The 1,510-nt window shown below is 50.4% G+C and carries 1 protein-coding gene; it reads right to left on the bottom strand.

The window, feature by feature from the left end; genetic code table 11:
• On the bottom strand, positions 1–946 hold a 946-nt coding region (locus ACI77I_RS31940), incomplete at its 3' end, for a hypothetical protein (protein WP_407000182.1).
• Positions 947–1,510 lie beyond the last annotated feature (564 nt).

Genomic DNA, 1,510 nt, shown 5'->3' with positions numbered 1-1,510 from the left:
GTAGACGGCTGAGAGTGTCGTGCGTTTGCACAAGATCTGCAACTATTGATGACATGACCAGTGTACTTGTGCTTCCCAATCCGAAAACGGCCGCTATTAGCAGCAGAGAGTTTTGGGCAGCATCACCAGCAAGCCAGTACCCGATGGCGCAAAGACTGAGCAGTGCCACTATCAATAGCTTCTCATTACGAACCTTCAGCTTGGACAATACTGCGACGCTAGACAGAATACCGAGGATATAGAACCCGGTAATTCCAGGAACACTGCCCCACCAATTCTGCCCATCAAGCTTTGCCCAATGATGGAGTGACAAATTGAAGCAATTAACCGCGAACACCGCAAGCATGTAACAAAACAGATTGTAGACCGAAAGCGACTTGCTGAGACTCAGCAGTTGCTTGATGTTGACGCGCTGTATCACTGCCGTACTGACAAACGTGCTGATGTAGAGCAAGGGCAGAATTGTAGCCAGCCCGTAGGCTAGCGACAACCACACCTGAGACTGCAACTCAGAAAGCCAACCGAAAGCGGCGTACCAGACCAAAGACTCAATGTTAATGATCAGTATCAGTACCGAGGCAAGTAATTTTTCGTTCTGTCTTTTTGAGACCTCGCGCATCGCAAAATAGAAACTTGATGAAGCAATTAGCCCCGAGCACAGCGCTTCTGGAACGGTCCAGACGCTGCCTGTCAACAATGCACAGAAGACTAGCAATATCTTGGCTGCCAAGGCCACTAATACCACTCGCTCACAACTTGCGCCCATCAAAGGAATCAACACCACACCCAGGCAGCCCGACAGATAAAACATTAGGATCTCCTGAGAGGTCAAGGCTACGCTGGTCATGCTCAAGTAAAGCAAGGTGATTCCACCATGAAGTGAAATCATGCCACACATAAACAATGCAATGACGGCGCCGACCTGGCGGTTAATTTTATTGTTCATAGACTCTCATTTTTATGTAGTTGGCATACCGTCTTTGGTATCGGGACTAATCCCGATACCGCGGACATCATTCGGTTCGAATATCACCCCTGCTCGACTCAGGCACTCATGAGTGCAGGAAAGCTCACGACCTGATTCGGCAATTCGGCGTAGCGACCCCGCATCCGCTGAAGGCAGTGCTGAACATGACTGTCTTATCGAGCGCACTCAACAAGGACTGAAAGTGGGCAAAAGCTGAAGACAAGAAGCTCGACAGCATCAGAGCAACATTTCAATGCAGCAGACATAAGGTAGACAGAGGCGGCAGCTAAACTTGATGGCCAAAGTCTGGTGGCCGCCTCGCAATACATAGGCGGCCACCATAGTTGGAGTATCGACACATCATAAGTGAGGCTGTGCGTACAGGAAATACGCTTTCAGCCACCCACCGAGCGGCCAGCCAAGGCCAATAACGTCTGAGTGTGCGGCCTCTCCAGTTCCCTCAAGATCTTGTCTGCGGTACCGGTTGTGATAGCGCGGGCTGTTGCTTGGATGATCTCCAGCTTTGGTTTCGGTGACGCAGCT

This window comes from Pseudomonas sp. D47, assembly GCF_045447305.1.
GTDB lineage: Bacteria > Pseudomonadota > Gammaproteobacteria > Pseudomonadales > Pseudomonadaceae > Aquipseudomonas.
Note: the sequence above shows the minus strand (reverse complement) of the source record. Positions and strands in the feature narration are given on the sequence as shown.